20 protein-coding genes are annotated in these 26716 nt (G+C 73.5%); 12 read left to right on the top strand and 8 right to left on the bottom strand.

Annotated features, from left to right (window positions below; translation table 11 throughout):
* Positions 1-2241, bottom strand: a 2241-nt coding sequence (locus tag ACZ4SV_RS01675; protein ID WP_468001286.1) for a DEAD/DEAH box helicase, incomplete at its 3' end; no start/stop codon positions are given.
* A 505-nt stretch (positions 2242-2746) separates the two neighbouring features.
* Between ACZ4SV_RS01675 and ACZ4SV_RS01670 the strand changes: the two genes are divergently transcribed.
* A complete protein-coding gene (locus ACZ4SV_RS01670) occupies positions 2747-3493 on the top strand; it encodes a ferritin-like fold-containing protein (protein WP_397940294.1) in 747 nt (248 codons plus the stop codon).
* A 98-nt stretch (positions 3494-3591) separates the two neighbouring features.
* Here the strand turns inward: ACZ4SV_RS01670 and ACZ4SV_RS01665 are convergent, their stop codons facing one another.
* From ACZ4SV_RS01665 to ACZ4SV_RS01650, 4 genes are all read right to left on the bottom strand, one after another.
* Positions 3592-3861 carry a hypothetical protein gene (locus ACZ4SV_RS01665; RefSeq protein ID WP_365873100.1) on the bottom strand — a complete coding sequence of 90 codons (270 nt, stop codon included), beginning with the start codon at positions 3859-3861 and terminating at the stop codon, positions 3592-3594.
* A gap of 192 nt (positions 3862-4053) precedes the next feature.
* Entirely contained in the window at positions 4054-4281 is a 228-nt protein-coding gene (locus tag ACZ4SV_RS01660; RefSeq protein WP_365873098.1) for a DUF3107 domain-containing protein, read from the bottom strand.
* 135 nt (positions 4282-4416) lie between these two features.
* The gene (locus ACZ4SV_RS01655) at positions 4417-5058 is read right to left on the bottom strand and encodes a TetR/AcrR family transcriptional regulator (RefSeq protein WP_365873096.1); all 642 of its coding nucleotides are present in this window, start codon (positions 5056-5058) and stop codon (positions 4417-4419) included.
* A gap of 180 nt (positions 5059-5238) precedes the next feature.
* Positions 5239-5472 (bottom strand): hypothetical protein, encoded by a 234-nt coding sequence (locus ACZ4SV_RS01650; protein ID WP_365873094.1) that lies wholly within the window; start codon positions 5470-5472, stop codon positions 5239-5241.
* Positions 5473-5669: 197 nt separating this feature from the next.
* Between ACZ4SV_RS01650 and ACZ4SV_RS01645 the strand changes: the two genes are divergently transcribed.
* The 11 genes from ACZ4SV_RS01645 to moeZ all read left to right on the top strand — a co-directional run bounded on the left by ACZ4SV_RS01645 (position 5670) and on the right by moeZ (position 20428).
* On the top strand, positions 5670-6710 hold the full coding sequence (locus ACZ4SV_RS01645; RefSeq protein ID WP_468000624.1) for an alpha/beta fold hydrolase: 1041 nt from the start codon (positions 5670-5672) through the stop codon (positions 6708-6710).
* A gap of 7 nt (positions 6711-6717) precedes the next feature.
* On the top strand, positions 6718-8274 hold the full coding sequence (locus tag ACZ4SV_RS01640; RefSeq protein ID WP_468000622.1) for a DUF3152 domain-containing protein: 1557 nt from the start codon (positions 6718-6720) through the stop codon (positions 8272-8274).
* Positions 8275-8331: 57 nt separating this feature from the next.
* The gene (locus ACZ4SV_RS01635; RefSeq protein WP_365873088.1) at positions 8332-8427 is read left to right on the top strand and encodes an Ms4533A family Cys-rich leader peptide; all 96 of its coding nucleotides are present in this window, start codon (positions 8332-8334) and stop codon (positions 8425-8427) included.
* A 188-nt stretch (positions 8428-8615) separates the two neighbouring features.
* Positions 8616-10334: an ABC transporter substrate-binding protein gene (locus tag ACZ4SV_RS01630; protein WP_468000620.1), complete on the top strand. Its 1719-nt coding sequence runs from the start codon at positions 8616-8618 to the stop codon at positions 10332-10334.
* A gap of 4 nt (positions 10335-10338) precedes the next feature.
* Positions 10339-11475: an ABC transporter permease gene (locus ACZ4SV_RS01625; protein WP_468000618.1), complete on the top strand. Its 1137-nt coding sequence runs from the start codon at positions 10339-10341 to the stop codon at positions 11473-11475.
* Positions 11472-12470, top strand: a complete 999-nt coding sequence (locus ACZ4SV_RS01620; protein ID WP_397940284.1) for an ABC transporter permease — start codon at positions 11472-11474, stop codon at positions 12468-12470. The genes ACZ4SV_RS01625 and ACZ4SV_RS01620 overlap by 4 nt, the downstream gene beginning before the upstream one ends.
* Positions 12467-14056 (top strand): dipeptide ABC transporter ATP-binding protein, encoded by a 1590-nt coding sequence (locus tag ACZ4SV_RS01615; RefSeq protein WP_397940282.1) that lies wholly within the window; start codon positions 12467-12469, stop codon positions 14054-14056. Before ACZ4SV_RS01620 ends, ACZ4SV_RS01615 begins: the two co-directional genes overlap by 4 nt.
* A gap of 201 nt (positions 14057-14257) precedes the next feature.
* Positions 14258-16024 carry a DUF3492 domain-containing protein gene (locus tag ACZ4SV_RS01610; RefSeq protein ID WP_468000615.1) on the top strand — a complete coding sequence of 589 codons (1767 nt, stop codon included), beginning with the start codon at positions 14258-14260 and terminating at the stop codon, positions 16022-16024.
* 818 nt (positions 16025-16842) lie between these two features.
* A complete protein-coding gene (locus ACZ4SV_RS01605; RefSeq protein ID WP_468000613.1) occupies positions 16843-17955 on the top strand; it encodes a hypothetical protein in 1113 nt (370 codons plus the stop codon).
* Positions 17956-18150: 195 nt separating this feature from the next.
* Positions 18151-19110, top strand: coding sequence for an NAD-dependent epimerase/dehydratase family protein (locus tag ACZ4SV_RS01600; protein WP_365875204.1), 960 nt, complete (start codon positions 18151-18153; stop codon positions 19108-19110).
* Positions 19111-19249: 139 nt separating this feature from the next.
* Complete coding sequence (moeZ, locus tag ACZ4SV_RS01595) at positions 19250-20428, top strand: adenylyltransferase/sulfurtransferase MoeZ (protein ID WP_365875206.1); 1179 nt, start codon at positions 19250-19252, stop codon at positions 20426-20428.
* 114 nt (positions 20429-20542) lie between these two features.
* Here the strand turns inward: moeZ and ACZ4SV_RS01590 are convergent, their stop codons facing one another.
* The 3 genes from ACZ4SV_RS01590 to ACZ4SV_RS01580 form a co-directional block, all read right to left on the bottom strand.
* The gene (locus ACZ4SV_RS01590) at positions 20543-22078 is read right to left on the bottom strand and encodes an alpha/beta hydrolase (RefSeq protein WP_468000610.1); all 1536 of its coding nucleotides are present in this window, start codon (positions 22076-22078) and stop codon (positions 20543-20545) included.
* 142 nt (positions 22079-22220) lie between these two features.
* Positions 22221-23765 (bottom strand): alpha/beta hydrolase, encoded by a 1545-nt coding sequence (locus tag ACZ4SV_RS01585; RefSeq protein WP_468000608.1) that lies wholly within the window; start codon positions 23763-23765, stop codon positions 22221-22223.
* 76 nt (positions 23766-23841) lie between these two features.
* A complete protein-coding gene (locus ACZ4SV_RS01580) occupies positions 23842-26640 on the bottom strand; it encodes a lysylphosphatidylglycerol synthase domain-containing protein (protein WP_365875224.1) in 2799 nt (932 codons plus the stop codon).
* Positions 26641-26716: the final 76 nt, after the last annotated feature.

Genomic DNA, 26716 nt, shown 5'->3' with positions numbered 1-26716 from the left:
TTCGGCGGCTGCCGTGGCCTTCCGGGTCCGGCGCGGCTTGGCCTCGGCCTCGGGTGCCTCGGGGGCTTCCGCGGTCGCGGTGGTCGTCGCGGCGGTCTTGCGGGTCCGGCGCGGCTTGGCCACCGTCTCCGCCTCGGCCGCCTCGGTCGCTTCCGGTGCGGCCGCCGCGGTCTTGCGGGTGCGGCGGGGCTTGGCCTCGGCCTCGGACGCCACGGGGGCTTCCGCGGTCGCGGCGGTCTTCCGCGTGCGGCGCGGCTTGGCCTCCGCCTCCGGCGCCTCGGCCTCGGGTGCCTCCGGCGCGGCCGGCTCCGCCGCCTTGCGGGTGCGGCGGCGCGGCTTGGCCTCGGCGGCCTCGGTGGCCTCGGCGGTGTCCACGGCGGCTTCGGCGGGCGCCGCGGTCTTGCGGGTGCGGCGCGGCTTGGCCTCGGCGGTCTCCGCCGGGTCCAGGGCCGCCTCCGCCTCGACGACCGGCTCGGCCGTCTTCCGCGTGCGGCGGCGCGGCTTGGTCTCCGCGGCCGGGGCGTCCGCGACCGCGGTCTCGGACGCGGTGTCGGCCACCGGGGCCGCGGCCTCGGTCACCGGCTCGGCCGCCGTGGCCTTGCGGGTGCGGCGACGCGGCCTCTCGGACGCGTCCGGAACGGCCGCGACCTCCGCCGCGGCCACCGGCTCGACGGCGGGCGTGGCCGCCGCGGGCGTCTCGTCGGTCACCGTGGACGCCACGGCGCCCGTCACCGGCTGCGCGGACGCTCCGCCACGGGTACGGCGACGGCGGCGCGGGGTGCGCACCGCGGCCCCTTCCGACTCCGGGGCGCCGGAGGTCCCGGCGGCGCCGGAGGTCTCCGCGGCCGGTGCCGGCGTGACGGGGGAGGCGTCCAGCGGCGTGCCGCTGCGCGTACGGCGGCGCCGGCGCGGCGTACGGGCCGGACGCTCCCGCTCGGCGGCCTGCTCGGTGCGGTCACCACGGTCGCTGCGGTCACCGCGGCCACCACCGTCACCGCGGCCACCACGGTCGCCACGGCCCCGGTCACGGTCCCGCGCGCCCCGCCCGCCGGTCTCGCCCAGGTCCTCCAGCTCCTCCGCGGCCAGACCGGCACGGGTCCGCTCGGAGCGCGGCAGGACGCCCTTGGTGCCCTGGGGGATGCCCAGGTCGGAGAACAGGTGCGGGGAGCTCGAGTACGTCTCCACCGGGTCGTTGAAGTCCAGCTCCAGCGCCTTGTTGATCAGCTGCCAGCGCGGGATGTCGTCCCAGTCGACGAACGTGATCGCCGTACCCTTGGCGCCCGCCCGGCCCGTACGGCCGACGCGGTGCAGGTAGGTCTTCTCGTCCTCGGGGGACTGGTAGTTGATGACGTGGGTGACGCCTTCGACGTCGATGCCGCGGGCGGCGACGTCGGTGCAGACGAGGACGTCGACCTTGCCGTTGCGGAAGGCGCGCAGCGCCTGCTCGCGGGCGCCCTGGCCGAGGTCGCCGTGGACCGCGCCGGAGGCGAAGCCGCGGCGCTGGAGCTGCTCGGCGATGTCGGCGGCCGTGCGCTTGGTGCGGCAGAAGATCATCGCCAGTCCGCGGCCCTCGGCCTGCAGGATGCGGGCGATCATCTCCGGCTTGTCCATGTTGTGCGCGCGGTAGACGAACTGCTTGATGTTCGCGACCGTCACGCCCTCGTCGTCCGGCGCGGTGGCGCGGATGTGGACGGGCTGCGACATGTAGCGCCGGGCGAGGCCGATGACCGCGCCGGGCATGGTGGCCGAGAACAGCATGGTCTGGCGCTTGGCCGGCAGCATGCTGATGATCTTCTCGACGTCGGGCAGGAAGCCCAGGTCGAGCATCTCGTCGGCCTCGTCGAGGACCAGGGACCTGATGTGCCTGAGGTCCAGCTTCTTCTGGCCCGCGAGGTCGAGCAGCCGGCCCGGGGTGCCGACGACCACGTCGACGCCCTTCTTCAGGGCTTCCACCTGCGGCTCGTAGGCCCGGCCGCCGTAGATCGCCAGCACGCGGACGTTACGGACCTTGCCCGCCGTCAGCAGGTCGTTGGTGACCTGGGTGCACAGCTCGCGCGTGGGGACGACGACGAGGGCCTGCGGGGCGTCGGTGAGGGCGTCGGGGGCGGCGCGGCCGGCCTCGACGTCGGCCGGGACGGTGACGCGCTCCAGGAGCGGGAGACCGAAGCCCAGCGTCTTGCCGGTGCCGGTCTTGGCCTGGCCGATGACATCCGAGCCGGACAGGGCGACGGGGAGCGTCAGCTCCTGGATGGGGAAGGGGGTGACGATGCCGACGGCCTCCAGGGCCTCGGCGGTCTCGGGAAGGATTCCGAGTTCTCGAAACGTCGTAGTCAGGGTGCTGCCTCTTCTGTGTGCGCGGTGCGAGGCGAGCGCGCGGGGGTCATGTCTGACCGTGCCGGGGACGTCGGCCGCCGTACGGGCGAACCACTCGGGCAAGCCGTAAGACACGGGACCTCTGCCGACGCTCTAGCGCTCGAACCGCTGAGGGTCCCTCCGGTCGTCGTACGATCACTGCCGCACGGCCGTGGAGGGCTGTCGGGTCGGAGCCGATCGGGCCACCGACCGGGCATCCTCATGCATGCAGCCTGTAGGGACACGTCGAACAGCGTCGACGCACTCGGCAGGCGCGCATTACCACCATACCCCGGATCCCCGCATATGTGATGGCCGATTCGGTCACGTAGTCGTGGTCACAGTGATCGGGCAGGGGCTTGAGGGGCGCGCCGAGCGGGCTATTGTGCGCCTCATGACTAGCTCTGACAAGCCTGGAAACGCCTCCGCAGAACCCGCCGGGCCCACCGGCGTCGCCGCCCAGGACTGGGCGCGGGCGTCCGCGGACCCGCAGTACCGCGCCGCCGTGGTGGACCTGCTCGGCGCGCTCGCCTACGGGGAGCTGGCGGCGTTCGAGCGGCTCGCGGAGGACGCCAAGCTGGCGCCGACCCTGGCGGACAAGGCGGAGCTGGCGAAGATGGCCTCGGCGGAGTTCCACCACTTCGAGCGGCTGCGGAACCGGCTGACCGAGATCGGCGAGGAGCCGACGGCCGCCATGGACCCGTTCGTGGCCGCGCTGGACGGCTTCCACCGGCAGACCGCGCCCTCGGACTGGCTGGAGGGCCTGGTCAAGGCGTACGTCGGCGACTCGATCGCGAGCGACTTCTACCGGGAGGTCGCGGCCCGTCTGGACTCCGACACGCGTGAGCTGGTGCTCGCCGTGCTCGACGACACCGGGCACGCCGGGTTCGCGGTGGAGAAGGTGCGCGCCGCCATCGACGCCGACCCGCGCGTGGGCGGCCGGCTGGCGCTGTGGGCGCGGCGGCTGATGGGCGAGGCGCTGTCGCAGTCGCAGCGGGTGGTCGCCGACCGGGACGCGCTGTCCACGATGCTCGTGGGCGGAGTCGCCGACGGGTTCGACCTCGCCGAGGTGGGCCGGATGTTCTCGCGGATCACCGAGGCGCACACCAAGCGGATGGCCGCGCTGGGCCTCGCGGCCTGACCGCCGCCGCGCTCCCCGGGAACGGCGGCCCGGCGGGAACGACGTCCCTCCAAGACCGACGTCCCTCCGGGAACGGCGTCCCGCCCGGGCGGTGCCGTCTACGCCGTGGCCGACCGGCGGCGGAGGCGGCCCGCCGGGCGCAGCAGCAGGGACAGGGACGCCACCGCGATGACCGCGGCGCCCAGGAGGCTGAGCAGGGCCGGGCCGGGACCCAGCGCGGTGCGGGTGACGAAGTCCCCGAAGAGGGCCCCGGCCACGGCCGTCGCGTACACCAGCGGACGGGCCGGCAGCCGGTGGGCGAGGCGGTGCGCCGACGCCCAGGCGAGGATCAGCCCGAGCACGGCGGATCCGAGTACTTCGAGGATCATGTCGGGGTCCCTCCCACGGCCGGGTCTGGCTGGACGGTCGTAGCCCGTCTTACCCGTGACCTGCGCTTTGCAATCCTGGGCTGTGGAGAAGTCGTGCTCCGAATGTGTGTGCGCCCAGGGCCGTCCGGGGGGTGCGCCCGACACGGAAGGGCCCGGCGGCACACGGCCGCCGGGCCCTTCCCACGCCACGGCTCAGAGCGCGCCGAAACCCACCTTGCGCACGGTCGGCTCGCCGATCTCCACGTACGCCAGCCGATCCGTCGGCACCAGGACCTTGCGGCCCTTCTCGTCCTGGAGGCTGAGCAGCCCCGTCTTGCCGGCCAGCGCCTCGCCCACCACGCGCTCGACCTCGTCGGCGCTCTGACCGCTCTCCAGAACGATCTCGCGGGGCGCGTGCTGCACGCCGATCTTGACCTCCACGGTTATGTCCCTCCGACGGTCAGTATGTGCGCGATGATCCGCGCCGTACTCCGCACACATTAGTCCGGTCGAGGGGGCGTACACCCTGTCGGCCGGAACGCCAACAGCGAACACCGCGCGGGAACGGACGGGACCTCAGTGGTGATCGGTGCCGTGCAGCGGGAAACCGGCGATGCCCCGCCAGGCCAGCGAGGCCAGCAGCTGCACCGCCTGGTCGCGCGGGACGCTGCGGTCGCTGTGCAGCCAGGAGCGGGCGACCACCTGGGCCAGTCCGCCGAGGCCGGAGGCGAGCAGCATCGACTCCGCGCGCGAGAGCCCGGTGTCCTCCGCGATGACCTCGCAGATCGCCTCGGCGCACTCGGTGGTGACCTTGTCCACGCGCTCGCGCACCGCGGGCTCGTTCGTCAGGTCGGACTCGAAGACCAGCCGGAAGGCGCCGCCGTCGTCCTCCACGTACGCGAAGTAGGCGTCCATGGTCGCCCGGACCCGCTGCTTGTTGTCGGTGGTCGACGCCAGCGCGCCGCGCACCGACTGGATCAGCGACTCGCAGTGCTGGTCCAGCAGGGCGAGGTAGAGGTCCAGCTTGCCGGGGAAGTGCTGGTAGAGCACCGGCTTGCTGACCCCGGCGCGCTCGGCGATGTCGTCCATCGCCGCCGCGTGGTAGCCCTGCGCGACGAAGACCTCCTGAGCGGCGCCCAGCAGCTGGTTCCGCCGGGCGCGGCGCGGCAGACGGGTGCCACGCGGGCGCACCGCCTCTGTTTGCTCGATGGCTGTCACGCCGCCTCCCAAAGTCGTCCTCATGCGGTCTCGGCCGCGCGGCCATCGTACTTTTCGGTAATCGTGGTGTGCGCGGTGCGAGCGCAGAATTTCACGTACCGGACGACGGCGGAAGCCGTACGGCGTTCCCGGGGCGGCCCGCCGGACCTTCGGGGCCGGTGGTGGTCGTCCTCGCGGAGGTCAGCGGTAGTCGTCCTCGTCGAGCGCGACGACCCGCGCCTGCTCCAGGAGATCCGCCTCGTTCCCCCTGGCCGGGTCCACGTCCGTCAGCGGGTCGTCGCGGTCCGGCGCGATGTCCGTCTGCTGTTCGGCGGCGTCCACCTCGGGCGCCTCGACGTCGAACTCCGGTGCCGTGCCGGCCTCCGGATCGTCGATGTCCTCGATCGTGTCGGGCTGTGCGGGGTCATAGGCCATGGTGGGCTCCCTTCCTACGAACGTCCCTGGAAGCAGCAGGGGCCACACGAGGGTGCCCTCTGTACGAGCCTAGGAGACGGCTGATCCGAACGCCATGCCGTCGGGCCCGTTGGCCGACCGGTTCTCCCAGGGCGTACGGTTCACTCTGTGACGGCGAACACACCGATCCGGACGTGATCACCTCGTAACATTGCCGCATGTCTTCGACCGAGTCGCCGTCCGTGCCGGCCGCCAGTGTGCTTCCCAGGGTGGCGCCCGTCCGGGTCGGCGAGGGCGAGCGGCTGCGGTCGGTGGGCCTGCCCGGCGTCACCCTGTCGGTCCGTTCCCGGCCCGCCGCGCGCGAGGGCCTGCCGCCCGCGCTGTACGTCCACGGGCTGGGCGGCTCCTCGCAGAACTGGTCGCTGCTCATGGCCGAGCTGGACGGCGTCGTCGACAGCGAGGCGGTCGACCTGCCCGGCTTCGGCGACTCCCCGCCCCCGGACGACGGCGACTACTCCATCACCGGGCACGCGCGCGCGGTGATCCGCTATCTGGACGCGGCCGGCCGCGGCCCGGTCCACCTCTTCGGCAACTCCCTCGGCGGCGCGGTCGCCACGCGCGTGGCCGCCGTACGCCCCGACCTCGTCCGCACGCTCACGCTCGTCTCACCGGCCCTGCCGGAACTGCGCATCCAGCGCAGCGCGGTGCCGACCGGGCTGCTCGGCGTGCCCGGGATCGCCGCCCTCTTCACCCGGATCACCAAGGAGTGGACCGCCGAGCAGCGGGTCCGCGGGGTCATGGCGCTGTGCTACGGCGATCCCGGGCGGGTGTCGCAGGAGGCGTTCCGGCAGGCCGTGGACGAACTGGAGCGGCGGCTGCGGCTGCCGTACTTCTGGGACGCGATGGCCCGCTCGGCGCGCGGCATCGTCGACGCCTACACGCTCGGCGGCCAGCACGGACTGTGGCGCCAGGCGGAGCGGGTGCTCGCGCCCACCCTGCTGGTCTACGGCGGCCGGGACCAGCTCATCGGCTTCCGCATGGCCCGCAAGGCCGCCCGTGCCTTCCGGGACTCGCGGCTGCTGTCCCTGCCGGACGCCGGGCACGTGGCGATGATGGAGTACCCCGACGTGGTGGCCGGTGCCGTCCGCGACCTCCTGGCGCACACCGCCGGAGCCGGCGGGCGGGCGGCCGGCCGCGTCCGGGACGCGGCCGATGCCCGCGCTTGTACCGCCGGCTCCGTCGCCGGTGCGGGGAGCTGAGGCGGGGGTGGGACGTCACAGCCGCCGCGGACCGGCCCCGAAGGCCGAGCCCGCGGACATCACCGCACCACGCGACAGCCGGCGTGGCACGCGCCAGGACAGCCGCCAGGACACCGCTTCGGGTCCCGCGGGCGTACCGGCCCCCGGCGCCCCGGGGGTTCCGGCCGCCGACCCGGCCGCCGCTCCGGGCGTCCCCGTAGGCGCGCCGGCACGGCGTGTGCCGGGCGCTTCCGACGGCACGCCCGCGCGCGGTGTGCCGCGGCCCGCGGACGGCGGCCCCGCGCACGGTGCGCCCCGGTCGTCCGGCGGCGCCCCCGCGCAGGGCGCGCCGCGGCCGTCCGACGGCGGTGCCGTGCGGGGCGTGCCCGGGAGGCCTGACGGCACTCCCGCGCGCGGTGTGCCGCGGTCCCCGGACGGCGCGCCCCCGGACGGCGCGTCCGTGCGCGGCGCGCATCCGGAGCAGCGGGAAGCCGGGGGCGGCTGGGGCGAGTTCCCCGGCCGGGCACCCGGCAACGGCGGGCCCGGCGTGGTGCTGCCCCGGCAGCGGCGGGCGGGGCAGGGCGGACCGCGGCGGGGCCCCGGGCCCCGGCAGGAGTACCTCGACGCCTTCGAGCGCGCCGGCGCACGGGACGCCGGCGACGGGGACGCCCGGGACGGCGGCACCGCGGGTGCGGCCGGAGGGGACCCGGCGGGCCGTGGCGGCGGACGGCCGGACGGCCCGGCGCGGAAGTCCGCCACGGCGGCGGACGGCGGCGCGTCCGCGCGGCGCGGCGGCACCAAGGGCTGGGCGTTCACCGGTATCGCGGCGGCCGCCGTCACCACCGTCCTCGCGGTGATCGTCGCCGGACAGGTGACCAAGACGCGGGAGGACGCCGACGCACGGTCGGGGTCCGCCGCCGGCCAATCCCCCGGTGCCGGGACCTCCGGAGCGCCGACGCCCTCGGCCGTGCCCAGTCAGGCCGCCCTGACCTACGGCCAGAAGATGAGCCGCACCTATCCGCTCGCCGCCACCCTGACCGGCCCGGGGACCTTCGACGCCGTGCCCGGTTTCGACAAGGCGCCCGGCACCGGGCAGAAGTACCGCTACCGCGTCGACGTCGAGCGGGGACTGGGACTGGACGGCGCGCTGTTCGCCGAGGCCGTGCAGAAGACCCTGAACGACGGCCGCAGTTGGGCCCACGGCGGTGCCCGCACCTTCGAGCGCGTCTCGTCCGGCAAGCCCGACTTCGTGATCACGCTGGCCAGCCCCGGCACCACCGCCAAGTGGTGCGCCAAGTCCGGCCTGGACACCACGGAGGACAACGTGTCCTGCGACTCGGCCGCGACCGAACGCGTCATGATCAATGCATACCGGTGGGCTCAAGGAAGCAAGACATACGGTGACCGGATCCATGCGTACCGGCAAATGTTGATCAACCACGAGGTCGGGCACCGGCTCGGCCACGGCCACGTCATGTGCCAGAAGGACGGCGAGCTGGCGCCCGTCATGCAGCAGCAGACCAAGTTCCTGGACCACGACGGAATCCACTGCCGGCCCAATCCCTGGCCCTATCCCGGCAGTTGACCGGCGCCGCTTATGTCACATTGACATGAGCCCGTGTGTTCGTTCATATTTCAGCGCATGTGGTCTGGTCATGCCCTCCGTACGAGCGCCCTCATCGAGCTGGCGCTCATCGGCGTGACCGCGCTCTGCGTGGCCGACATCAACTGTCGCTGACGCCGCCTCCCGGGCGTTCGCGTCGCGACCTTCTCCTCCCTTTCGATCCGTGACCGTGTCACGGATTCTTCGACGACCCGACGCCGGGGCCGACGTCTGTCCGCAGCCGTCTCATTCCTCGTCCCCATGTCTCAGCGATCGAGAAACCCTCGATCAGCCGACTCGTCATCCGAGAGGTCGTCATTCCGATGCGTCAACCGTCCGTCATAGCGCGCCGCGTGGCAGCGGCATCCGTCAGCCTGGTCGTGGCAGCGGGCGCTGCCGCCTGCGGCCCGGAGGACAGCGATGCCAAGGGCTCCAGTGGCGACTCCACGCCCCACCAGGGCGGCACGCTCACGATCCTGAACTCCCAGCCGCAGAGCGACTTCGACCCGGCGCGGCTGTACACCTCCGGCGGCGGAAACGTTCCCTCCCTCGTCTTCCGCACCCTCACCACGCGCAACCGCGAGAACGGCGCGGCCGGCACCAAGGTCGTCCCGGACCTCGCCACCGACACCGGGCGCCCCAACAAGGACGCGACCGTGTGGACGTACACCCTCAAGAAGGGCCTCAAGTACGAGGACGGCACGCCGATCACCTCGGCCGACATCAAGTACGGCATCGAGCGCTCCTTCGCCCCCGAACTCTCCGGCGGCGCTCCCTACCTGCGGGACTGGCTGGACGGCGCGGCCGACTACCAGGGGCCGTACAAGGACAAGAAGGGCCTGTCGGCGATCGAGACGCCGGACGACCGGACCCTCGTCTTCCACCTGAACAAGCCCGAGGGCGAGTTCCCGTACCTCGCCACGCAGACGCAGTTCACCCCGGTGCCCCGGAGCAAGGACACCGGCACCAAGTACGAGTCGCACCCCCTCTCGTCCGGTCCCTACAAGGTGGTCAAGAACGAGAACGACGGCGAGCACCTCGTCCTGGAGCGCAACACCCACTGGTCGGCCGCGACCGACGCCGAGCGCAAGGCGTACCCGGACACCATCGACGTGCGCTCCGGGCTCGACTCCTCGGTGATCAACCAGCGGCTGTCCGCGTCCCAGGGCGCGGACTCCGCCGCCGTCACCACGGACACCAACCTCGGCCCCGCCGAACTCGCCAAGGTGAGCGGCGACAAGGAACTGGCCGCGCGCGTGGGCACCGGCCACTTCGGTTACACCGACTACCTGGCCTTCAACCCGAAGGTGAAGCCGTTCGACGACCCGAGGGTGCGCCAGGCGATCGCCTACGCCATCGACCGGTCCTCCGTGGTCAACGCGGCCGGCGGCAGCGCCCTCGCCGAGCCCGCCACCACCTTCCTGCCGAACCAGAAGTCCTTCGGCTACACGCCGTACGACCCGTTCCCGGCGGGTGCGTCCGGCAACGCGGCGAAGGCCAGGGAACTGCTCGCGCAGGCCGGTCACAAGAACGGGCTCACCCTCACGCTGACCCACTCCAACAGCAAGGACTTCGAGACCAGCCCGGAGATCGCCACCGCCGTCCAGGACGCGCTCAAGAAGGCCGGTATCACGGTCAGGCTGGAGGGCCTGGAGGACAACGACTACCGGGACACGGTCCACAGCGTGAAGACCGAGCCGGGCCTCTTCCTGGCCCACTGGGGTGCCGACTGGCCCTCGGGCGGTCCCTTCCTCGCCCCGATCTTCGACGGCCGGCAGATCGTCAAGGACGGAGCGAACTTCAACACGGGCCTGCTGAACGACAAGTCGGTCAATGACGAGATTGACGCGATCAACAAGCTGACCGACCTTGACGCCGCCGCCCGGCGGTGGGGTGCACTGGACAAGAAGATCGGCGAGAAGGCCCTCGTCGTGCCGCTGTTCCACCCGGTCTACAAGCGTCTGTACGGCAAGGACGTCAAGAACATCGTCATCAGCGACTGGACCGGTGTCCTGGACGTCTCCCAGGTCGCGGTGAAGTAGCACCGTGAGCGAGGCACTTGCCGCCGTCGAGACCGCCGGGACGGACCTCTCCGTCCCGGTGGTCTCGGGGGCACGTCAGTTCTGGCGGCGGCTGCGGGCGCAGCGCGCCGCGCTCGTCGCCGCCGTCGTGGTGGCGCTGCTCGTCCTGGTCGCGCTCGCCGCGCCGCTGCTCACCGCCCTGGAGGGCCAGGACCCCACCACCTACCACCCCGGCCTGATCGATTCCGCGCGCGGCGGCGTGCCCGTCGGCTCCCTCGGCGGCGTGAGCGCACGCCACTGGCTGGGCGTCGAGCCGCAGACCGGACGCGACATGTTCGCCCGGCTGGTCTACGGCGCGCGGGTCTCGCTGGGCGTGTCGCTGGGCGCCACGCTGGTACAGCTCCTCATCGGCGTCGCCATGGGCGTGGCGGCCGGACTGGGCAGCCGCTGGGTCGACCTGGTCCTGAGCCGGATCACCGACCTCTTCGTCGCCATGCCCCTGATGATCATGGCGCTCGCCCTGCTGGCCGTCGTGCCCACCGGTTTCCCGCGGCCCGTCCTGGTCGCGCTGATCATCTCCCTGGTGGCCGGATGGTCCACGATGGCGAAGATGGTGCGCGCGCAGACCCTCGCCCTGAAGAACCTCGACTACGTCTCCGCGTCCCGGCTCAGCGGCTGGAGCACCTGGCGGACCGCCGTACGCGAACTGCTCCCGGGCCTCGCCGCGCCGGTCATCACGTACGCCGCCCTGCTCATCCCGTCGAACATCAGCGCCGAGGCGGCCCTGTCCTTCCTCGGCGTCGGCGTGCAGCCGCCCACGCCCTCGTGGGGCCAGATGCTCACCTCCGCCGACGTCTGGTACCAGGCGGCCCCGCAGTACCTGCTGCTGCCCGCCCTCGCCCTGTTCGTGACCGTGTTCGCGATGACCGTCCTCGGCGACGGCGTCCGCGTCGCCCTCGACCCGCGCGCCGCCTCCCGCCTGCGGATCGGCACCGGACGCAAACGGGAGGCCCGCGCCGCGACGGCGACGGCCGGCTCCGCGCCGCAGGAGCCGGCGTCCGCGACCGGCACCGCGCCGCGGGAGCCGCGGCCACCGCGGCCGTCGGAGGAGCCGCAGAAGCCACAGAAGCCACAGAAGCCCAAGAAGGAGGAACGGGCGTGAACGGCTTCACCGGTTTCGTCCTGCGCCGGCTGATCGGCGCCGTGATCACCCTGTTCGTGCTCTCGGTGATCATCTACGTCGTCTTCTACGTCACTCCCGGCGACGTCGCCCAGATCACCTGCGGCCCGCGCTGCTCCCCGGCCCAGGTCCACCAGGTGGCCCAGCAGCTCCATCTCGACGACCCGCTGTACGTGCGCTACTGGCACTTCCTGCAAGGCGTCTTCGTGGGCCAGGACTTCTCCACCGGCACCTCCGTGGAGCACTGCGCGGCGCCCTGCCTCGGCCAGTCGTACAAGTCCGGCCAGCAGGTCACCGACATCATCCTGGCCAAGCTGCCGGTGAGTTTCTCGCTGGTGTTCGGCGCGATGGTGATCTGGCTGGTGCTCGGCATCGGCACCGGCGTGCTGTCCGCCTGGCGGCGCGGCCGGATCTCCGAACGCGTGCTGACCGCGATCACCCTGGCGGGCGTCGCCACGCCCGTCTTCGTCATCGGCCTGATCCTGATGATCGTCGTCTGCGGCGAACTCGGGTTGCTGCCCTTCCCGCAGTACGTCCGTTTCACCGACGATCCCGAGCAGTGGGCGTGGAACCTGCTGCTGCCCTGGCTCTCGCTGGCCCTCATCGAGGCGGCCAACTTCGCCCGGCTGACCCGGGCGTCGATGCTGGAGACGCTGGCCGAGGACCACATCCGCACCTTCCGCGCCTACGGCGTCAGCGAGCGCGCGGTGATCGCCCGGCACGCGCTGCGCGGTGCGACGGCCTCCGTCATCGCGCTCAACGCGGTCACCTTCGGCTCGGCCGTCGGCGGTGCCGTCCTCACCGAGACCCTGTTCGGCCTGCCCGGTGTCGGCCAGGAACTGGTGCACGCCGTCAAGGTCGTCGATCTGCCGGTGGTGGTCGGCATGGTCCTGGTGACCGGCTTCTTCGTGGTCCTCGCCAACGCCGTCGCGGACGTCCTGTACGCGGTGGCCGACCGACGGGTGGTGCTCGCATGAGCCTGGTGGACGTCACTGACCTGACCGTCGAGTTCGGTGCCCTGCGCGCCGTCGACGGACTCACCTTCAGCCTGGCGGAGGGCGCCGCGCTGGCCCTGGTCGGCGAGTCCGGCTCCGGCAAGTCCACGGTCGCGGGCGCCCTGCTGGGCCTGCACCGGGGCACCGGGGCGCGGGTCGGCGGCTCGGTGCGGGTGGCCGGCACCGACGTGGAGGCGGCCTCCGACGAGGAGCTGCGCCGGCTGCGCGGCGCCAAGGCGGCCATGGTCTTCCAGGACCCGCTGTCCTCGCTCGACCCGTACTACGCGATCGGCGACCAGATCGCCGAGGTCTACCGCGTCCACACGCGCGTCTCCCGTCGCGCCGCACGCGCGCGTGCCGTGCAGGTGCTGGACAGGGTGGGCATCGCGGACGCGGCCCGGCGGGCCCGGTCCCGGCCGCACGAGTTCAGCGGCGGCATGCGCCAGCGCGCGCTCATCGCCATGGCCCTCGCCTGCGAGCCGGACCTGCTGATCGCCGACGAGCCGACCACCGCCCTCGACGTCACCGTCCAGGCGCAGATCCTCGATCTGCTGCACGCGCTGCGCGCGGAGACCGGCATGGGCCTGCTGCTCGTCACCCACGACGTGGGCGTGGCCGCCGAGAGCGTGGACGACATCCTCGTCATGCGGCACGGCAGGGCCGTCGAGCGCGGCCCGGTCGGCGCCGTCCTCGCCGCGCCCGCCGAGCCGTACACCCGCGAACTGCTCGACGCCGTCCCGCGCGTGGACGCCCGCCGCACGGCCGCGCCGGCCGCCGGCGAGGTCGTGCTGGAGGCCGTCGGCGCGCGGCGCGAGTTCGGGCGCGGCAGGCGGGCGTTCACGGCCGTGGACGGCGTCTCGGTGACCGTCCGGCGCGGGGAGACCCTCGGCGTGGTCGGGGAGAGCGGCAGCGGCAAGACCACGCTCGGTCGCATGCTGGTCGGGCTGCTGGAGCCGACCGCCGGCGAGATCCGCTACGACGGGCGCCCGCACACCGGGGTCGACCCGGCCGTCCAGATGGTCTTCCAGGACCCCGTCTCCTCCCTCAACCCCCGCCGCAGCGTGGGCGAGTCCATCGCCGACCCGCTCCGCGCGCGGGGGGCGGACGAGCAGCGCATCCGGGGGCGGGTGGCGGAACTGCTGGAGCGCGTGGGACTCGACCGGGCGCACTACGACCGCTATCCGCACGAGTTCAGCGGCGGACAGCGCCAGCGCATCGGCATCGCGCGGGCGCTCGCCGCGGAGCCGCGCGTCATCGTCTGCGACGAGCCCGTCTCCGCGCTCGACGTCACCACCCAGGCCCAGGTGGTCGCCCTGCTCGGCGAACTCCAGCGGGAACTCGGGCTGGCGCTCGTCTTCATCGCGCACGACCTCGCCGTGGTCCGGCAGGTCAGCGACCGGGTCGCGGTGATGCGGCGCGGCCGGCTCGTGGAGTACGGCCCCGCCGACGAGGTGTACGACAGCCCGCGCGAGCCCTACACCAGGCAGCTCCTCGCCGCCGTACCCGCGCTCGACCCGGAGCTGGCGGCCCGGCGCCGCGCCGCCCGGCGCGAACCCGTGGTGGCGTAACGTTTCCCGCTCGTATGATCACCGTACGGCGCCATAGCGTGACGGAACGCGACCCGCACGGGAAAGTTACGAGCGTTCACCCCTTCTGGTGGTGCGACGGACAACCGTCCGTCGCACCACCGCCTTGTCCCCTTACGTTCGTCCCGCTGCGAGCCGTCGGGACAACGGCGGCTCCCCAGACGGGAGATCGGGGGTGCACACGTGCGCATCGGACTGCTGACCGACAGTGGCTACCCGTATGCGAGCGGCGAGGGCGTCGCCTGGTGCGACCGGCTGGTGCGCGGACTCGGGCAGCACGAGTTCGACGTCTACGCGCTCGGCCGCAGCCGGCACCAGGAGGCCGCGGGCCGCGTCCCGCTCCCCCCGCAGGTCCGCCGGGTGCGTACGGCGCCGCTGTGGACCGCCGGGGACGACGGACCCGGTCACGGACGGCGCGCGCGCCGGCGCTTCGCCGAGTGCTACGGCGAACTCGTGGCGGCGATGTGCGCCGGTGACGCCGGGTCCTTGGGCGGCAACGTCGGTGGCGTGGGGCGTGCCGGGTCCTTGGTCGGGGGTGCCGGTGGTGTCGGGGCGGACCCGGTCTCCGGGCCTCTGGCGGACCGTTTCGGCAGCGCGCTGTACACGCTCGCCGCGTTCGCCCGCGAGGCGGGCGGCCTGCCCGGCGCCCTGCGCTCGGACACCGCCGTACGCGCCCTGGAACGAGCCTGCCGCGCCCCCGGCGCACCGCACGCGGCGCGCACGGCGCGGGTCTCCGACCTGCTCACCGTCGCCGCACACCTCGAACGCGCCCTGCGCCCCCTGTCCCTGGACTGGTACGGCGCGGACGGCCTCGGCGCGGCCGACCTCTGCCACGCCACCACGGGCGGCCCCGCCGCCCTCTGCGGACTGCTCGCCCGGCACTTCCACGGAGTACCGCTGCTCGTCACCGAGTACGGCGTGCACCTGCGCACGCACTACCTGACCCTCGGCCCCGACACCGCCGCCCCCGCCGTACGCGCCCTGCTCGCCGCCTTCCACCGCCGGCTCGCCGCCGAGGTCTACCGCACGGCCGAGCTGCTCACCCCGGGCAACGCGCACACGCGCCGCTGGCAGGAACGGTGCGGTGCCGACCGCGCCCGGATCCGCACGGTCCACCCCGGCATGGACGCCGCCCCGTTCGCGGAGGCCGGCGAGTCCCCGGAGCGGGCCGACCCGGACACGCTGGTCTGGGTCGGGCGGGTCGGCCCCGACAAGGACCTGGTGTCCCTGCTGCACGCCTTCGCCGAGGTGCGCCGGCAGCGGCCCACGGCCCGCCTGCGGATCGTGGGCACGCCCGTCGACGCCGAGGGCGCGGCCTACCTCGGCCACTGCCGGGCGCTCGCCGCGCAGCTCTTCCCGGACGAGGCGGACGGCGCGCACGCCGTCGGCGACAATCCCGTCTCCTTCGAGGAGACCGGCGGCCCGCAGACCCCGACGCCGGCCGACGCCTACGCCGCCGGGGCGGTCGTCGTCCTCTCCAGCGTCGTGGAGGGCTTCCCGGCCGGTCTCGTCGAGGCCATGTTCTGCGGCCGGGCCACCGTCTCCACGGACGTGGGCGCGGTCGTGGAGGTCGTCGGCGGCACGGGACTCGTCGTGCCGCCGCGCAACCCCAGGGCGCTCGCGGAGGCGTGCGTGGCGCTGCTGCGCGACCCCGAGCGCCGTGAGCGTCTCGGTGCCGCCGCGCGCGCCCGCGCGCTCGAACTGTTCAGCGTCGAGCAGAACATCGCGGCGTTCCACGGCCTGTATCTGGAGATCGTCGCGCACAGCCCGGTCCGCCGGGTCGTGCTGGACGCGTCCGGCGAGCCCCTGCCCTTCGCCGCGCCCGCCGAGTCCCACGTCCCCGGCCGCTGGACCGACCCGGCGGCCCGCGTGCTGCCCCGCGGCGTCCCCGGCTGGGCGACCGGCACCCCGGTCCGGGCCACCGCCTCGACGGCGGAGGCGGCACGATGAGCGACCTGGACGCCCGGACGACCGCACCGGCCCCGCACCCGGAAAACCCCGCGGAGCGGCCCCCCGTCACCCCGGACGACGAACAACCCGAGACACCCGACCTGGCTTCCGCCATCCCAGCCCCGGCCACCGGGACCCCCGGCTTGGCCCCCGCCGCGTGCGCTGCCAGGCCCTCGTCCGCCGGCCACCCGTCCGGTTCGCCCGCCCCCGGCACCACGGACGACGAACAACCCACCCCACCCCACCCCCCGGACACGTCCGCGGGAACGGCCCCGTGGGACACACGGCCGGGGGACCGGCTTCCGTCGACGGGAACGCCAGCGGAGGAGCCCCTGGCGGAGGGGCCGCCGGTGATGAGCCCCTGGGGGACGCGCTCGCCTGCGACCGCTGCCTTCGCTCCTTCGACCCTAGGCGTGGCTCCCGTGCCGCCCACCGTGACTCCCGCGGCGCCCGCCTTGGCTCCTGGGACCCCGGCCCTGGCCGCCGGGACCCCCGGCGTGGCCCCCGCGACCGTCGGCATGGCCCCCGCCCCCGTGCTGACCCCCAGGAACCCCGCCCTGGCTCCCGGGACCTCGGCCCTGGCCGCCGGGACCCCGGCCACCGCCACCCCAGGTCTGGCCCCCGCCCCTCCCATCCTGGCCCCCGCCACCCCCGTCCCGGCCACCGCCGCGTTCGCCCCCAGGGCCTCGTCCGTCGGTCACCCGTCCGGATCGCCCGCCCCGGCCGGCCCCAGCGGGCAGGCCCCGGTGGAGGATCGGGCGGACGGGCGGGGCGGGCTGCGGTGGGCCGGTGCGGGTCGTCGGGGGGCCGGTGATCCGGTGAAGGCACTGCTGCACCGCCACCGTGAGCTGTGCGAGCGGGCCGTGGAGCCGGGGGAGATCGCCGCCGGGCTGGAGGCACACGGCGTCACCGACCGGACCGCCGCCCGCTGCCGCCACCGTGACGTGTTCTCGCTCGCCGAGGAGCTGTACGCGCGCGTGCCGCGTGACGCCGCCGAACCGTGCCCGCGCCCCCGGACCCGGCAGTCGTCCCGCGTGCGCGCCGGCCGGCTCCTGCTCGTCCTCCTGCCCGGAGCGCTCGGCGCGGCCACGGTGGCCGGACTGCGCCTCACCGCCCCGACCGCCCGCGCGTCGGCGGTCCTCGGCGGTCTCCTCGCCCTCGGTCTCGCCACCCGCGCGGTCCTGCGCCACGGCCCGCTCGCCGGTGCGCCCGGCACGCGCGCCCGGCGCACCGCCGCCCGCGTGGGGACGCTCTGGCTGCTCGCCTACGCCCTCGCCGGTGACGGCCTGCTCCACGCCGTCCTGACGGGCGGCCCCGACGCCCTGCCCACCGGAGTCACGGCAGTCACCGGAGCCATCGGAGCCACCGGGGCCCCGGACGGCGCCTGGCCCCTGGCCACCGCGCCCGTCCTGGCCCTGCTGCTGGCCTGCGCCCCCGCGGCCTGCTCCGCCCACCTCCTCACCGCCGGCGCCCGCCGCGCCCTCGCCGACAGCCGGGGCCTGAAGGAGTTCACCGCCCTCACGACACCGCTCCTGCTCGGCGCGCTCACCCTCTTCCTGGGCGCCCTCGCCGCGCTGCTCGCGCTGTGCGGCACCGCCCTGCACCAGCCCGCGGCCCCTGCGCAGGCCCTCACCCTGGGCGCCCTGCTCCTGCTCGCCCGCCTGCTCACCGTTCACCGTCACCGCCGCGCCCCCGCCTCCGCGCTGGGCGCCGCCGCGGCCGTGGAAGCGGCGGCCCTCGCACTGCCGGCGGCCGGCCGGCTGCCCGGCTGCGCCTTCCTCGCCGTCCCCGTCGAGGGACTCGTCGACGCCTGGGGCGAGGCCGCCGTACCGGCCCTCGCCTGCGGCACCGCGGCCCTGGCCCTGCTGTGGCAGGCCGGCCGCACCCTCACCCGGGCCTCGGCCCACGCGCCCGCGGCGGTACCGGAGTGACATCCCGGCCGGCCCGGCCCACCGCCGCGGGGACCCGCACCACCCCTTTGAAGGAGAACACCAGATGACCACCTCCCGACCCGGAGCGTCCGGAGCCACCGGAACCGCCGGAGCGTCCGGAGCAGCCGCCCGCGCCGTCGCGAGGGCCGGTACCACCGGCGTGACCACCGGCGCGCGCACCCCGGGAGCCGCCCGATGAGGGTCCTGCTGATCGGAGCCAACGGGTTCATCGGACGCTTCGTCGCCGACCGCCTGCTCGCCGACCCGGCCGTCCAGCTCACCGCGCTCGGCCGCGGCGACGACGCCGACGTCCGCTTCGACCTCGCCACCGGCAGCCCGGGCGCGCTCACCCGCTTCCTGGACGCGGTCCACCCCGGGGTCGTCGTCAACTGCGCCGGCGCCACCCGCGGCGGCGCCCGCGAACTCACCCGGCACAACACCGTCGCGGTGGCCACCGTCTGCGAGGCGCTGCGCCGCAGCCGCTGCGGCGCCCGTCTGGTGCAGATCGGCTGCGGTTCCGAGTACGGGCCCAGCCAGCCCGGCTCCTCCACGGCCGAGGACGCCGTACCGCGCCCCGGCGGCCCGTACGGTGTGAGCAAACTGGCCGCGACCGAACTGGTCCTCGGCTCCGGCCTGGACGCGGTCGTCCTGCGTGTCTTCTCACCCGCCGGTCCCGGCACCCCGGCGGGTTCCCCGCTCGGCCGGCTCGCCGAGGCGATGCGCCGGGCCATGCAGTCCGGCGACGGCGAACTCAAACTCGGCGGCCTCGGCGTCCAGCGGGACTTCGTCGACGTACGCGATGTCGCCCGCGCCGTGCATGCCGCCTCGCTCTCCGCCGCGCAGGGTGTGATCAACATCGGTTCCGGCCGTGCCGTCCGTCTCAGGGACGCCGCCGCCGTCCTCGCGCGCGTGGCCGGCTACGGCGGTTCCCTCCACGAACTCGACGCTCCGCCCGGCCCGCTGCGCGCCGCCCTAGGCCACCCCCGCGCCGACGTCGAGCACGTGGCCCCGGCGGCCTATCCCTACCCGGACGGCTGCGGCAGCTGGCAGCAGGCCGATGTGCGCACCGCCCGCGACCGGCTCGGCTGGCGGCCCCGCATCAACCTCGAAGAGTCCCTGGCCGACATCTGGATGGAAGCGGCCTGCCGCATCTGACCGGTGCCCCACGGACACGCTGCCCGGCTGCTGGGACGACATCGTCTCGCGACTCGGGACAGGTGTCTCGGAATGAAGAAGGGCGTGGCAGTGTTACGTGGAGAACAACTGTAGTGATTGACCGACCAACGGAGTCCCCGTGTCGCTGCCACCCCTGGTCGAGCCAGCTCCTGAGCTCACCGTAGACGAGGTCCGCAGGTACTCCCGCCACCTGATCATCCCCGACGTGGGCATGGACGGGCAGAAGCGGCTGAAGAACGCCAAGGTGCTCTGTGTGGGCGCCGGCGGCCTGGGCTCGCCGGCGCTGATGTACCTGGCCGCCGCGGGCGTGGGCACCCTCGGCATCGTGGAGTTCGACGAGGTCGACGAGTCGAACCTGCAGCGCCAGATCATCCACAGCCAGTCGGACATCGGCCGCTCCAAGGCCGAGTCGGCCCGTGACAGCGTCAAGGGCATCAACCCGTACGTGAACGTGGTCCTGCACGAGGAGCGGCTCGAAGCCGACAACGTGATGGACATCTTCAGCCAGTACGACCTGATCATCGACGGCACCGACAACTTCGCGACCCGCTACCTGGTCAACGACGCGTGCGTGCTGCTGAACAAGCCGTACGTGTGGGGTTCGATCTACCGGTTCGACGGCCAGGCGTCCGTCTTCTGGTCCGAGCACGGCCCCTGCTACCGCTGCCTCTACCCGGAGCCCCCGCCCCCCGGCATGGTCCCCTCCTGCGCCGAGGGCGGCGTGCTGGGCGTGCTGTGCGCGTCCATCGGCTCCATCCAGGTCAACGAGGCCATCAAGCTCCTCGCCGGCATCGGCGAGCCGCTGGTCGGCCGCCTGATGATCTACGATGCCCTGGAGATGCAGTACCGCCAGGTCAAGGTCCGCAAGGACCCGGACTGCGCGGTCTGCGGCGAGAACCCGACCGTCACGGAACTCATCGACTACGAAGCCTTCTGCGGCGTCGTCTCCGAGGAAGCCCAGGCGGCGGCGGCCGACTCCACGATCACTCCCAAGCAGCTCAAGGAGTGGATCGACGACGGCGAGAACATCGAGATCATCGACGTCCGCGAGCCGAACGAGTACGAGATCGTCTCCATCCCGGGCGCCAAGCTGATCCCGAAGAACGAGTTCCTCATGGGCACCGCCCTGGAGGGCCTCCCGCAGGACCGGAAGATCGTCCTGCATTGCAAGACGGGTGTCCGCAGTGCGGAAGTCCTCGCGGTCCTGAAGTCCGCCGGCTTCGCCGACGCGGTCCACGTGGGCGGCGGCGTCATCGGCTGGGTCAACCAGATCGAACCGGAGAAGCCGGTCTACTGACCCAATCGGCCCAGTCGCCGAACCAGTCCCAGGAAGCCCACGGCTCCGGTGTTCCGGAGGCCGTGGGTTTTCCGGTGTCCGGGGGTGGGGAAGGGCGCGGGCGGCGGTGGTCCGTCAGGGGCAGGTTTTTCCGTCCTTCGGTATCTTTCCGTGCAGCAAGTAGGCGTTCACCGTGGTGTCGACACAGTCGCTGCCGCTGCCGTACGCGCCATGGCCCTCGCCCTTCCAGGTGAGTTCGACGCCCACGCCCCGGCCCAGCTCGTCGGCCATCCTGCGGGTGCCCTCGTACGGAGTGGCCGGGTCGCCGGTGTTGCCGACGAGCAGGATGGGGGCCGCGCCCGGTGCGCTGACCTCCGGGGTGTCGAACTGGCCCGGCACCGGCCAGTCGTGGCACCAGCCGGCCGTGTCCCAGCCCAGGAAGTCCCCGAACACCGGCGAGATCCGCTCGAACCGGGCCAGCCGCCGTCTGGTCTCGGCGGGCGTCGGCCGTTGCCTGTCGTCCAGGCACGATATGACCCGCTGGGAGTGGGACGTGGTGCCGTAACGGCCCGAGGCGTCGCGGTCGTTGTACTGGTCGGCGAGCGCCAGCAGCTCCGAACCGTCGCCCTGCCGCGCCGACTTCAGCGCGCTGGTCAGTCTCGGCCAGCTCGGCTCGCTGTACAGCGGCAGGATGATCCCGGTGAGCGCGAGGGTCTGGGTCAGCTTCCGGCCGGAGGAGGTCGGCAGCGGTGCGGCGTCCAGTCTGGTCAGCAGGTCGGCAATCTTCCGGGTGCCCTGGGCGGGGTCCTCGCCGGTGGACGCCAGGTAGTCGTCCAGGGCCCGTTGGAAGCCGCGGGCCTGGTTCTCCGCGTGTCCCACCGTGTCCGCGGCCGGGTCGACCACCGCGTCGAGCACCAGGCGGCCCACCCGCTTCGGGAACAGATGGGCGTAGACACCGCCGAGTTCGGTGCCGTACGACATGCCGAAGTAGTGCAGTCTGTCGTCGCCCAGGACCTGGCGCATCAGGTCCAGGTCGCGGGCCGTGTCCGTGGTGGACACGTGCGCCAGCAGCGGTCCGGCGGCCTTGCGGCAGCCCTCGCCGAAGTCGGCGGCGTCCTCGAAGTACGCCTTCTCCTCGGCCGGGGTGTCCGGGGTGGCGTCCACGGTCTCGGCGGCCTCGGTCTCCCGGTCGCCGCGGCAGCGCACGCCTTCGCTGGCGCCGACGCCGCGCGGGTCCCAGCTCACCAGGTCGTACCGCTCGTGGAGCACGGAGACGGAGGAGGCGAAGTACGGCATCGCCGACACGCCGGAGCCGCCGGGCCCGCCGAAGTTGAACAGCAGCGAGCCGACACGGTCACCGCCGGTCGCCCGGGAGCGGATGAGGGCGACACCGATCGTCCTGCCGTCCGGGCGGGACCAGTCCAGCGGCACCTTGAGCGTCGCACACCGCCACGCGCCGCCCGGTGCGGCGGAGTCGCCGGTGGCCTCGCACCGGTGCCAGTCGAGGCGCTGGGAGGTGAGCGAGGCGGGAAGCGCCGGGGAGCCGGTCCCTTTGCCCTCGTCTCCCTTGTCCCCCTTGTCCCCCTTGCCGTCCGCACCGGACGGGCCACCGCAGCCGGCCAGCAGCAGCCCTGCCGCCACCGCGGCCGCCCACCGCGCAAGTCGCACCATGCGCACCCCCCTGACAGGCCCGGCGCGTCGTACCGCCGGGCGTTCAGGCCATGGTAGGCGCCCCGGGCCCGGCCCGTGACGGCCTGTGGATAACCCTCTGACCTGCGGTTACTCGCGCACCGGGCTCGGTGTATCGGCAGGGTCAGGAGCAGACGGTGCCGGCCTTCGGCACCTTCCCGTCCAGCAGATAGCCGTTCACGGCGCTCTGCACGCACTTGTTCTTGCTGTCGTAGGCGCCGTGTCCCTGGCCCTTGTACGTCAGCTCGACGCCGACGCCCTTGCCGAGCGCGTCCACCATCTTCCTCGCGCCCTCGTACGGGGTGGCCGGATCGCCGGTGTTGCCGATGACGACGACGGGCGCGGAGCCCGGCGCGCTGACGTCGGGGTGATCGGCGGCGCCCGGCACCGCCCAGTCGGTGCAGCTGACCATGCCCCAGGCCAGATAGTCCCCGAACAGCGGGGAGGCGGCGCGGAACACGGGCAGTCTGCGCCGCACGTAGTCCGCGGTGTACCGGGGCTTCTCGTCGGAGCAGTTGATGGCGACGTTCGCCGCGGTCAGGTTGCTGTACTCGCCGTTCTCACCGCGGCCGTTCATCGAGTCGGACAGCAGCATCAGGACCTTGCCATCGCCGTCGTACGCCTGCTCCAGGCCCTCCGTGAGGTACTCCCAGAAGTCCTTCGAGTACAGGGACTGGGCGATGCCGTTGGTGGCGGCGGTCTGGGTCAGCCGGCGCGGGAAGAGGCCCGGGATCGGCTTCTTCTCCAGGTCGGCGAGCAGCTTGGCGATGCGGTCCTTCACCTCCTGCGCGGTGTCGCCGACCGGGCAGGGCGTGGTCTTGGAGGTGCAGTCCTCCGCGTAGTTGTCCAGCGCGAGCTGGAAGCCCTTCGCCTGGCCGAGCGCGCTCTGTTCCGGGTTCTGCGTGGGGTCCACGACCGCGTCCAGGACGGCCCGGCCCACCCGCTTCGGGAACAGGTGGGCGTAGACACCGCCGAGTTCGGTGCCGTAGGAGATGCCGAAGTAGTGCAGCTTGGCGTCGCCGAGGACCCGGCGCATCAGGTCCATGTCGCGGGCCGCGTCCGTGGTGCGCACCTGCGGCAGGATCTTCCGGGAGTTCTTCTCGCAGGCCGCGTTGAACTGCCGGGTGCGCTGGAGGAGCTGGGCGCGTTCGGCGGCGTCGTCCGGGGTGGCGTCCTCCTGGAAGTACACGTCCAGTTGCCCGTCGCTCTCGCATTCCACCGGTGCGCTGCGACCGACGCCGCGCGGGTCGAAACTGACCAGGTCGTAGCGGGTGCCCAGGGCGGCGTAGTCCGCGCCGAACGCCGGCAGCGTGGTGACGCCGCTGCCGCCCGGGCCGCCGAAGTTGAACACCAGCGAACCGATCCGGCTGCTCGCCGGACCCGTGGCCCGGGCCCGGATCAGGGCGATGCCGATGGTGTCGCCCTGGGGCCTGCTCCAGTCCAGCGGCGCCTTCATGGTGGCGCACTGCCACTCGGCGCCGTCCGGCAGCGGGGACGGGGCGCTGCCGCCGCCCTGCGCCTCGGACGGGGCCGGGCAGTCCGTCCAGTCAAGCTGCTGCCGCGTGATGTCCCCGTCCTTGGCGCCGCCCCCGCAGCCGGCCAGCACGGCGCCGAGCAGCGCGGCGGAGGTGGTCAGCGCGGCGGCGCGCAGCCGGGAGGGGTTCGCCATGCTCCCATCGTGAGCGCGTGCACGCCGGCTCGCGCGGGGCGCGGGCCGTCCGGGCTACGTCACCCGGCGCGGACGCTCACAGGGCTCCCTTGCGGGTGAGGTGGTTGAAGGCCAGCCAGCCCGGCAGCACCGGCAGCCACAGGGTCAGCAGCCGGAACAGCAGGACGGCCGGGGCGGCGACCTCCTTGGGCAGGCCCACGGCGATCAGTCCGACGGTGAGGGTCGCCTCGACCGCGCCGACGCCGCCGGGGGTGGGCGCCGCGGAGCCGAGCGCATTGCCGGCGAGGAAGACCACGGCGACGCTGGCGATGCTCAGCGACACCGAACCGTCGCCGAAGGCCCGGATGGAGGCGTCCAGGCACATCACGAAGCAGGCGGTCAGCAGGAGCATGCCACCGATGCCGGTGACCAGCTTCTGGGGTCGCTGGAGCACGTCGAGCATGCGCGGTACGACACCGGCGAACAGCGACCTCACGCGCGTGACGACGAATTTCCGCAGGAACGGCACCGAGGTGACCACGAGCACCAGGACGGCCACGGTCAGCAGGCCCGCGATGACCGTGCGGGACGGCGAGAGCGAGGGCGTCTTCTCGGTGCCGGTGAGATAGCCGAAGGACAGCAGCATCAGGATGTGGCAGCCGAGCCCGAACAGCTGCGACGCGCCGACGCTCGCCACCGCGAGCCCGGGGCGTACGCCGGCGCGCTGAAGGAAGCGTGTGTTGAGGGCGACGCCGCCGACCGCGGCCGGCGCCACGATCTTCACGAAGGACCCGGCGACCTGCGCCGCCACGGTCCGCGGGAACGGCACCCGTTCCGGTACGAAGCCCAGCAGCGCCATCGCCGCGGCGACGTAGCTGAGCGCGGAGAACAGCACCGCGGCGGCCACCCAGCCCCACTGGGCCTGCGCGAACAGCGTGGCGAACTGGATGTGGGTCAGCTGCGTCAGCAGGTAGTACGCGCCGATCGCGCCGGCGATGAAGCTGAACAGCGTGCGCGGCCGGATCCGCTCCAGCCGGGCCGGCTCCACCGGCGCCTGCGGCCTGATCCGCAGCACCTGGTGCCGGATCTGGGTGAGCAGGTCCTCCTCGCGGGCCTCTTCCAGGGCCTCGTCGATGGCCCGCTTCTCCGCGCGCTGCTCGGCGCGGACCGCCTTCTTGTCGGGTTTGTCGGTGACCGGCGTGGCCGCCCCGGGCGCCTCCTCCAGGCGGGCCGGCTTGGCCTGCCGGGAGGCTTCGAGCACCGCTTCGCGCTCGCGCTGGGCCCGCTCCCGGGCCAGCCGGCGCAGCGTCGCGCGCGTGGAGCGGGTCAGCGCGATCGGCTGGAGCATCGGCAGGCAGTCGGCGACCGCGTCCGGGCCGAGCACACCGACCGCGGAGGCCACGGCACGCTCCGCGCCGACCCGCAGTCCGAGCGTGGTGACCAACTGGGCGACGTCCATGCGCAGCAGCAGTTCACCGGCCGCGATCTCGCCGCCGCGCAGCTCGGTGAGGATCACCGTGCCGGAACGATCCACCAGGATCGCGTCACCGGCCAGCCTGCGGTGCGCGATGCGCCGCGACTGCAACGCCCGCACCTGGTGCCAGGTGTTGCGCAGCAGCTCGTCGGTGATCTCCTCGTCGGCCAGCGAGTCCAGGGTGCGCCCGCCGGTGTGCTCGTAGACGAGCATTACCGCGTCGGGGCCGAGTTCGGAGGTGGCGATCAGCTTCGGGGCGTTGGCGCCCGCCGCGATCGCCGCGTACGCCAGCAGCGCCTCCTGCTCCAGCGCCTGGCGCAGCGACTGGAGGCTGGAGCGGGTGGCGAAGCCGCGCAGGGTCAGGTTCCGCCAGGCCCGGTAGAAGAAGCCCTGCGCCTGCTGTTCCCGGTCGACGACCGTGACGTCCAGCGGCGGACCGTCCTCCAGGGTGACGAAGTAGCGCCGGCCCCGGTCGCCGTTCTCCGACTCCGTGGCGTCCTCCCGGGCGGCGCTCACCGGGTGGAAGCCGACGTGCCGGAGGCCCGCCATCAGGGTCTGGCCGGTCGGGCGGACGTTGGGGGAGCCGACCGCGTACAGGGTGCCGTAGGCGATGGACCAGCCGATCAGGACCGTCAGGATGATCGAGAAGGGTGTGGTGTAACCGGTGACCAGCATCGAGAAGGCGTCGAGCAGCAGCACGATCCACAGCACCGCGCGCCATCGGGGTCTGCGGGACATGCCGACGGCCGACATGTAGGCGATCACGGGCGCCAGATAGCCGTGCACCGGGTCGGTCAGGGCGTGGATGTCGCCCGGCGAGGGCTGGGTGAGCGCCTCCTGGATCGAGTCCGGGGCGGCCTGGGCGACCCACAGGTCGGTGGCGAGCGTCACTCCGTGGGCGAGGACGGCCGCGAGGACGCCGTCGGCGATGCGCAGCCCGTCCCGTTTGATCAGCCGCTCGATCGCGAAGGCGACCGGCACCAGCAGGATCGCGATGCTGGACGCCAGCCCCGCGATCTTGATCAGCAGGTCCGGAGCCTGCCCGGTGCCCTTGTTGATGTCCTGTTCGAGGCCCGAGGTGGTGCCGTGCGCGAACGCGGCGATCGCGAGCAGCACCACGATGGCCAGCACGCCCGCCAGGAGCCGCATCAGATCGGAGGGGCGGTGCACGCGCGCGGGGAGCAGCGGTTCGTCGCCCTCCACCCGCTCGGCGTGCGGGTCGTCGTCGGCGCACGCCGGGTGGTCTCCGCGCGTGGCGGTGTCCTCACGTGAGCCGTCGTCCTCGGGCGGACCGGTGCTCTCCGGACGCGCGTCCTCTTCCTGGTGCCCGCCGCCGTCCTCGGCCGCGCGGGCGGTGTCCGGGCGCGCGGAGTCGTCAGGGCCGCCCGCCGCTCCTCCGGGGTGCACGCCCTGATCGTCCATGGTCTCTTCTTGGTCTCGTATCACCAGTCACCGCCCGCACGATGGTGGCATGCCCCACCGACACACGGGGGCATCA

Source organism: Streptomyces sp. NPDC027672 (genome assembly GCF_055566335.1).
This window is presented reverse-complemented; position numbering and strand designations above follow the sequence as displayed.